This window comes from Candidatus Methylomirabilota bacterium, assembly GCA_035315345.1.
Classification (GTDB): domain Bacteria; phylum Methylomirabilota; class Methylomirabilia; order Rokubacteriales; family CSP1-6; genus CAMLFJ01.
Genome location: DATFYA010000114.1, coordinates 45,368 through 52,750, shown reverse-complemented (window position 1 = coordinate 52,750; position 7,383 = coordinate 45,368). Strand labels below are relative to the sequence as shown.

Annotated in this window: 9 protein-coding genes; 2 read left to right on the top strand and 7 right to left on the bottom strand. The window is 70.3% G+C overall.

The features are described 5' to 3' along the window. On the bottom strand, positions 1–297 hold a 297-nt coding region (locus tag VKN16_16145), incomplete at its 3' end, for an endonuclease III (protein HME95739.1). 93 nt (positions 298–390) lie between these two features. On the opposite strand from VKN16_16145, the gene VKN16_16140 reads away from it, so the two are divergent. Next, positions 391–834, top strand: coding sequence for a DUF4149 domain-containing protein (locus VKN16_16140; GenBank protein HME95738.1), 444 nt, complete (start codon positions 391–393; stop codon positions 832–834). Further along, positions 831–1,208 carry a VOC family protein gene (locus VKN16_16135; protein ID HME95737.1) on the top strand — a complete coding sequence of 126 codons (378 nt, stop codon included), beginning with the start codon at positions 831–833 and terminating at the stop codon, positions 1,206–1,208. The genes VKN16_16140 and VKN16_16135 overlap by 4 nt, the downstream gene beginning before the upstream one ends. On the opposite strand, the gene VKN16_16130 is transcribed toward VKN16_16135, so the two are convergent. From VKN16_16130 to VKN16_16105, 6 genes are read right to left on the bottom strand one after another with little or no spacing between them, the layout of a single operon-like run. Further along, a complete protein-coding gene (locus VKN16_16130) occupies positions 1,195–1,797 on the bottom strand; it encodes a TetR family transcriptional regulator C-terminal domain-containing protein (protein HME95736.1) in 603 nt (200 codons plus the stop codon). The genes VKN16_16135 and VKN16_16130 overlap by 14 nt on opposite strands. Positions 1,798–1,807: 10 nt before the next feature. Continuing rightward, entirely contained in the window at positions 1,808–2,179 is a 372-nt protein-coding gene (locus VKN16_16125; GenBank protein HME95735.1) for an FxLYD domain-containing protein, read from the bottom strand. Beyond that, on the bottom strand, positions 2,176–3,408 hold the full coding sequence (locus VKN16_16120; protein HME95734.1) for an ABC transporter permease: 1,233 nt from the start codon (positions 3,406–3,408) through the stop codon (positions 2,176–2,178). Before VKN16_16120 ends, VKN16_16125 begins: the two co-directional genes overlap by 4 nt. After that, complete coding sequence (locus VKN16_16115) at positions 3,405–4,184, bottom strand: ABC transporter ATP-binding protein (GenBank protein ID HME95733.1); 780 nt, start codon at positions 4,182–4,184, stop codon at positions 3,405–3,407. Before VKN16_16115 ends, VKN16_16120 begins: the two co-directional genes overlap by 4 nt. Before the next feature lies 1 nt (position 4,185). Then, a complete protein-coding gene (locus tag VKN16_16110) occupies positions 4,186–5,568 on the bottom strand; it encodes an efflux RND transporter periplasmic adaptor subunit (protein HME95732.1) in 1,383 nt (460 codons plus the stop codon). A gap of 34 nt (positions 5,569–5,602) precedes the next feature. Beyond that, positions 5,603–7,075, bottom strand: a complete 1,473-nt coding sequence (locus VKN16_16105) for a TolC family protein (protein HME95731.1) — start codon at positions 7,073–7,075, stop codon at positions 5,603–5,605. Positions 7,076–7,383 lie beyond the last annotated feature (308 nt).

The following is a 7,383-nucleotide window of genomic DNA, read 5'->3' as shown; positions in this document are numbered from 1 at the left end:
CAGGTCGCGACACAGTCCCCGGATCACCCGCGCCTTCGTGCGATAGAATCCGACCGGATAGATCAGCCGCTCGATCTGCCGCGCCGGGAGCGCCAGCATGGCCGCCGGCGTGTCGGCCACGGCGAAGAGGCGAGCAGCGGCCGGACCAGTGGTCCGGTCCTGCGTGCGCAAGGATAGGATGCAGGCGATCAGCACGCGGAAGGGATCGTGCCATTGCGCGGCGACCTCCGCGAGCGCGGTCGCCCGCCACGTCGGGGACAGTCGTCGCAGCGTCCGGATGCGCTGACCGATGCTCACGGGACTCGCGCCCGATCCTAGGGGCCCGCACGCGGGCTGTCAACGCGTCGCTCGCCTTGCGATGCCGGCCCGCGGCCTATATCGTAGGCCCCGATGAAGATCGTGGCGGCGGGCGCGGTCCTCGCGTGGCTCTCGGTGATGGTGTTCTTCGCGGGAATCGTGGCGCCCGCCGCGTTCACCACGCTCGATCGCGAGGCGGCGGGCCGCTTCGTGAGCGTGATCTTTCCGCGCTACTACCTGGGGGGCACGGCCCTCGGCGCGGTCGCGCTCGCGGCGCTCGTCGCCCGCGCCGCGCTGGGGCGGCTTCGGCTCGGGGACTGGCTGCCGCTGCTGCTGGTGGCCGTGATGCTCGCGGCCACGCTCTATGCCTGGCTCGCGATATTGCCGGCGGCCCATGCCGCGCGCGCGGCGATCAGCCATCCCGGGACCCTGGAGGCGCTGATCTTCGCCCGACTGCACCGGGTCTCGGGTGCGCTGAACGGAGTGACCATGATCGCGGGGGTGCTGTGCCTCGTGGTGCTGGGGGTGCGCCGATGAGCCAGGGGTTCGAGCCGCTCGGTCTAGACCACGTGGTGCTGCACGTCCGGGACCAGGCGGTCTCGCGGCGCTTCTACGAGGAGATGCTCGGCTGCAAGCTGGACCACGTCAACGAGCGCATCGCGCTCGTGCAGATGCGATTCGGCGAGCACCTGATCGATCTGCTGCCCGGCGAGCGCGGCACCGGGGGAGGGCTCGACCACTTCTGCCTGTCGATCCGCTGTCCGGATCTGGCGCCGGTGCGCGATCGTCTCCGGGCCCGGGGCGTCACCATCGACTCGGAGATCGTGGATCGACGCGGCGCATTCGGCTCGGGGCCATCGCTGTACATCCAGGATCCGGACGGCTACCGGATCGAGCTCAAGCCCCGCTGAGCGGCCCGCCGCTCGCCCCGGCGTCGGTCAGAGCGAGCAGGCTCTGGATGACGCGGTCGCCGGTCACGCTGCCGCCCTCGGTGGCGGCCTGCAGCAGACAGCTCTCGGCGGCGCCCACGATCACCATCGCCAGCGCGCCGACGTCCAGATCGCGGCGGAATCCACGTGTCCGGACGCCCTCGCTCAGGATCTCCTCGATGCAGAGGCGGATCTGCTCGCGCTGCCAGGCGAGGGTGAGCCGGAACTGCTTGTCGTGGCGCGCGCGGGCCCAGCCGGTGAGGAACAGCCCGGCGAAGTCCGGATCGTCGGCTCCATAGGCCGCGAACAGGATCCGCATCGCCCGCTCCAGCTTCTCGCGGCCGGCGCCCGATCCTCGGACCACGCGTCCCAGCTCGGCGACCACCGGCAGGCCATGCTGCTCCACCTGGGTGGCGACCGGCCCGATCGACGGCGGCGGCAGGGCCGGCGCCGGCGGGACGGGGGCGGGAGGCGGGACCGGCGACGTCCGGAGGGCCCGAGCCCGGGCGCGCTTCGCGCGCCGCCGCCGGTCCGGGGAGCGACGAGGACGCGCAGGCTTCCGCTTCTTCACCTCGAGACGATCAGTTGCCGGACGAGGAGAACTGGAAGGACTCGATCTCGACCCGATAGCGCTTCTCGGTGCCGGGCGAGGACAGCCGGACCTCGAACGGTGAGCTGCCCCGCTGGGGCACGACGCCGAACACGTAGCCGCGGCCGCGGCTGACGACCCGGCCGTTCTCGTCGAGCCCCTCGACGCCCACGATCACCCGCTCGCAGGTCGCGTTGGTGCCGTTGCGCACCTCGCCGTAGACGAGCACCCGCCCGCTGCCCACGCGCTCGGCGGTGAAGCTCACCGAGAGACGGGAGGGCGACTGAGGCGTGAACGTCTGCGCGTGGGCGGCGGTGCCGAGAGCGAACAGGAGGCCGGCCGCCAGCCATCGGCGGCCGATCATTCGTATCTCAGCGCGTCGATCGGATTGAGGCTCGCCGCCTTGCGGGCCGGATAGAAGCCGAAGAAGATGCCGACCGCCGCCGAGAAGCCGAACGCTACCAGGATCGCGTCGATCTGGAGCAGGGTGCGCCACTCCGCGAAGTAGGCGATCGCGTAGGAGCCCAGGAGGCCCGCGCCGACGCCGATGGCGCCGCCGATGAGCGAGAGGGTGACCGCCTCCACCAGGAACTGGGCGAGGATGTCCCGGCCCCGGGCGCCCACCGCCATCCGCAGGCCGATCTCGCGCGTCCGCTCCGTGACCGAGACCAGCATGATGTTCATGATACCGATTCCACCTACCAGGAGCGAAACCGAAGCGATGGCGGCCAACAGCACGGTCAGCACCCGGGACGACGCCTCCTGCGACTCGAGGACCTCGGACAGGTTGCGCAGATTGAAGTCGTCCTCGTGATGGGGCAGCAGGCGGTGACGCTGCCGGATCAGCGCCCGGATCTCGTTCTCGGCCTCCTTCATCATGGAGGCTTCGCGGACCTTGATCGAGATGGTCCCGACCGCGCGGCCCTTGGCCAGGTTGCCGCCCAGGACCTTCTTCTTGGCGGTGGACAGCGGGATCAGGATCTGATCGTCCTGGTCCTGGCCGTAGGTGGTCTGGCCCTTGCGGTCCATCATCCCGATGATCGTGAACGGCACCTTCTTGATGCGGATCACCTGTCCGAGCGGATCCTCCTCGCCGAACAGGTTGCGGGCCACCGTCTGGCCCACCAGCGCGACCTTGGAGGCGCCGTCTACCTCCTCCTGGGTCATGATCCGTCCCGAGATCACGTCCCAGTCCCGCGCCGAGAAGTACTCCGGCGTCACTCCCAGGATGACGGTGGCCCAGTTGAGGTTGGAGTACACGACCTGGGCGCTGCCGCGCGAGTGCGGAGCGACCACCTCCACGAGAGGGATCTCGCTCTGGATCGCCCACGCGTCGTCCTCGGACAGCGAGGCCTGGGCGCCCGCACCGAGCCGGACGCCGGAGAGGTTGACCGTGCCCGGCCAGATGATGATCAGATTCGCGCCCAGGCTCTGGATCTGCTCGGCCACTCGCGCCTGCGCGCCGGCGCCCACCGCCACCATGGTGATGACCGCGCCCACCCCGATCACGATGCCCAGCATGGTGAGGGCGCTGCGCAGCTTGTTGACCCGCAGGGCCCGCACCGCGATGCGCGCGCTGGCCAGCGGGTTCATGTGGAGGCCGCCTCGGCTTCCACGTCCTCCTCGTCGGCCTGCTCACCCTGGGGCAGGGTGGCGAGAAGGTCGCGGGCGACCAGCCGGTCGCGGACCGCTTCGTCGCGCGTGAGGTGACCGTCGCGGAAGCTCAGGACGCGGCCGGCGTAGCGCGCGATGTCGGCCTCGTGGGTGACCACCACCACCGTGATGCCCTCCCGGTTCAGGTCCTGGAACAGCGCCATGATCTCGACGCTGGTGCGTGAATCCAGCGCGCCGGTCGGCTCGTCGGCCAGGATCAGCACCGGCTCGTTGATGAGGGCCCGCGCGATGGCCACCCGCTGCTGCTGGCCGCCGGACAGCTGCGCGGGATGGTGATGCTCGCGCTCGGAGAGGCCGACCGCGGCCAGCTTGGCCCGGGCGCGGGCCTGCCGGTCCCGGGGCAGCGCCGCGCTGTAGAGCAGCGGCAGCTCCACGTTCTCGAGCGCGGTGGTGCGGGGCAGCAGGTTGAACGTCTGGAACACGAAGCCGATCTTCTCGTTTCGCACCCGCGCGAGCGCGTCGCCGCCCATGCGCGATACGTCGAGCCCGTCCAGGTGGTAGCGGCCCGAGGTCGGCGTGTCCAGACAGCCGAGCAGGTTCATGAAGGTCGACTTGCCGGAGCCCGACGGCCCCATGACCGCCACGAACTCCGCCGGCCGGATGGCCACCGAGACGCCTCGGAGCGCGTGGATCTTGCGCGAGCCGAGATGGTAGTCCTTCACGAGGGCCTCGGTGCGGATGAGGGCCTCCGCCATCTCAGAGCCGTATGCGCGGGGCGGACCCGGATTGCGGCGGACGCTCGCCCGGGATGGCGAGGCCCACGATCACCTGCTCGCCCTCCTTGAGGTCGCCCTTCGCGATCTCGGTGTAGGTGCCATCGCCGATGCCCAGCTGGAGCGGAACGGCGGTCGGCTTGCCGTCGGTGCCGACGATCCATACCCGCCCCGCGGGAGGACCCCCGGCCCGACCGCCTCCGGACGGCCGCGCCGGGCGCTCGCGCTCGGTGGCCTCGACCCCGGGCGGGCGGAAGCGCAGCGCCGCGTTCGGGACCTGCATCACGTTGTCCTTCTGCTCGATCACGATGCGCACGTTGGCGGTCATGCCGGGCAGGAGGCGCTGGTCCGGGTTCTTGGCGCTCACCACGACATCGTACGTGACGACGTTCTGCACGACCAGGGGCGCCTTTCGGATCTGCACGACCTCGCCGCTGAACGTGCGGCCCGGGAAGGAGTCCACCGTGAAGGTCACGCTCTGGCCCAGCTTGACGCGGCCGACGTCGGCCTCGTCGACGTTGGTGTCCACCTGCATGTTGCGGAGGTCCTGAGCGATGGTGAACAGGGTGGGCGCCTGCAGGCTCGCGGCGACGGTCTGGCCCCGGTCCACGTTGCGGCCGACCACGACGCCGTCCACCGGGGCGCGGATGAAGGTGCGGTCGAGGTCGACCTGGGCCTGCCGGAGCGCGGCCGCGTTCTGAGCGACCTGGGCCTTGGCGTTCGTCAGCATCGCCTCGGCCACGCGCAGCTGCGCTTCCGCCGAGCGGACCGCGGAGGCCTGGGCCTCTTCCTGGGCCTTGGACGCCTCCTGCTGGGCCACCGCGGAGTCGTAGGCGGCCTGCGCGGTGTCCTCATCGGCCTGGGCGATGAGCCCGCGCGTGCGCAGGTCGTGGTTGCGACCGAGGGTGCGCTTGGAGTCGACCACCGTCACCCGGGCCTTGGCGGTATTGGCTCGGCTGGCGGCCAGGGCGGCGCGGGCGTTCTCGAGATCGGCCCGGGTCTTCTCGACCACCGCCTGCTGGTTCAGCACCGACGCCCGCGCCGCGTCCACCTGCGCCTTGGTCTGGTTGACCTTGGCCTCGAACGACTCGGGGTCGATGCGGGCGATCAGCTGATCCTTCTTCACCACCGAGTTGAAGTCGGCGTGCAGCTCCTTGATCTGGCCCGAGATCTGCGAGCCCACCTGGACCGTGATCACCGCGTTGAGGGTGCCGGTCGCGGATACCGCGGAGGTCAGGGGACCGCGGGTCACCGCGGCAGTGCGGAAGGCCGGGCGGGCCCCGATCCCCTGGGTGTAGAGGTAGCCCCCGGTGATGAGCCCGGCGGCGACCACGATGCCGATGATCCAGAAGAGCCGACGCTTCACGATTGGTTCGACGAGCCGGCGGCGGCGAGTATTCCTAGTGTCGGCCGAGCGCGCGCTCCAGCCGCGCGATCGCGATCCGGTAGTCGGCGAGGGCCTGCGCCTCGTCGGACTGCGCCTGGGTCAGGGCCAGCTGCGCGTCGGTGAGCTCGATGATGTTGGCCACCCCCGCGTCGAAGCGCCCGCGCGCCAGCTGGTAGTTCTCGCCCGCCGACTCCACCGCCTTCTGGGCCGCGCCGATGCGCGCCTCGGATTCGCCCAGGTTCAGGTACGACTGCTCCACGTTCTGCCAGATCTGCAGCTCGGTGTCGCGCACGCGCGCCTGGGAGGCTTCGACGTTGGCCTTGGCCTCCTTGTAACGGGCGATGCGGTTGCCGCCGTCGAAGATGTTCCAGTTCAGCGTCAGGCCCACGTTCCACTGGTTGCCGTAGTCGACGAAGCCGTTGGTGACCCGCTGGTTGAAGGCCGGCCCGCCGGACACCCCGGCGATCCCGTACGTCCCGCTCGCGAACAGATTCGGGAAGAAGTCGCGGAACGTCTGCCGCACCGACGCCTCCGCCGCGTCGAACTGGGCCCTCACCTGACGGTACTCGGGCCGGTTTCGGAGCGCCTCCGAGACGAGCTGCGACCGGTCGGTCGGGTACTGCTGGTACGAGAGCAGGTCGCGCACCTCGGTGGGCGAGTTGATCGCGATCCCCATCGCGGTATTGAGCGCTACCCGGGCCAGGTTCACCGCGTTCTGGGCGCGGATGACGTTCACGCGCGCGTTGGCCACATCGACCTCGGCGCGGGTCACGAACGATTTCGGCTGGGTGCCGACCTGGAAGAATCCCTGGGCGCTGCGCAGGTTGACCTCGGCGCGCTCGAGGGCGGCCAGGTTGACCTGGACCAGCCGCTTGGAGAGCAGCAGGGTGAAGTACTGCGTCTTCACGAGCTGCGCGATGTCGAGCTTCTGGGTCTCCAGCAGCTCCTTGACCGCGTCGGCGGTGTACTTGGCCACGTCCTTGGCGGCCCAGGTCCGGCCGAAGTCCCACAGGAGCTGGGAGAGGGTCGCGTTGATGGAGCCGAAGTCGTTGGTGGCGGAGCCGCCGCTGGCCGGGCTGATCTGCCGGGCGCGACCGAAGTTCCCGCTGCTGCTGAGCTGCGGGAACATCGGGCTCAGCGCCTGGTTCACGCGCTGCTGGGCCGCGATGTAGTCGCCGATGCGGGCCACGATCACCGGCGCGTTCTCGAGCCCGATGTTCACCGCTTCCTCGAGCCCCAGCTCGCGGCCGACGATCTCCTGCGGCGTCGCGAAGGGGCGGATTCCGGCGGGCGGGGTCAGCGGCTCGCGTGGCGGCATCGCCATGGCCGGGGTGGCCGGCGCCGGCATGGTGCTGGTACCCGGGACCGGCGTGGGGCCGGTCGGCGCCGGAGTGGTCGGCGCGGGGGTCTGGGCCCCGACCGGCGCCGCTGACGCCACCAGGGTCAGGGCCAGAGCCAGGAGAAGACGGAAGCGCACCTGCATCATGCCGGATCTCCCTGTCGTAGGGGTTCGCGTTCCGCCGCACGGCGGGGAAAGCACGCTTCGAGCATGGCATAACCGCGTGGAGATAAACATCAGCCTCGAGTCCTGCGCACCTTCACGAGCGGGTCATCAGCGGAGGGGCGGCCCGCCGGCTGCGGGAATGAAAAGGCGCCTCGAGGAGTCAATTCCGGCCAATTGTAAGGACCTTTGGACGGTAGTCAAGTTTGTGAGATAGTCTGGCTCGTCCCCCACGTACAGGTGTCTCTCGGGTCGGGCCTACCACCCGAAGTACCCGGCTGGGCCGGGTCTGG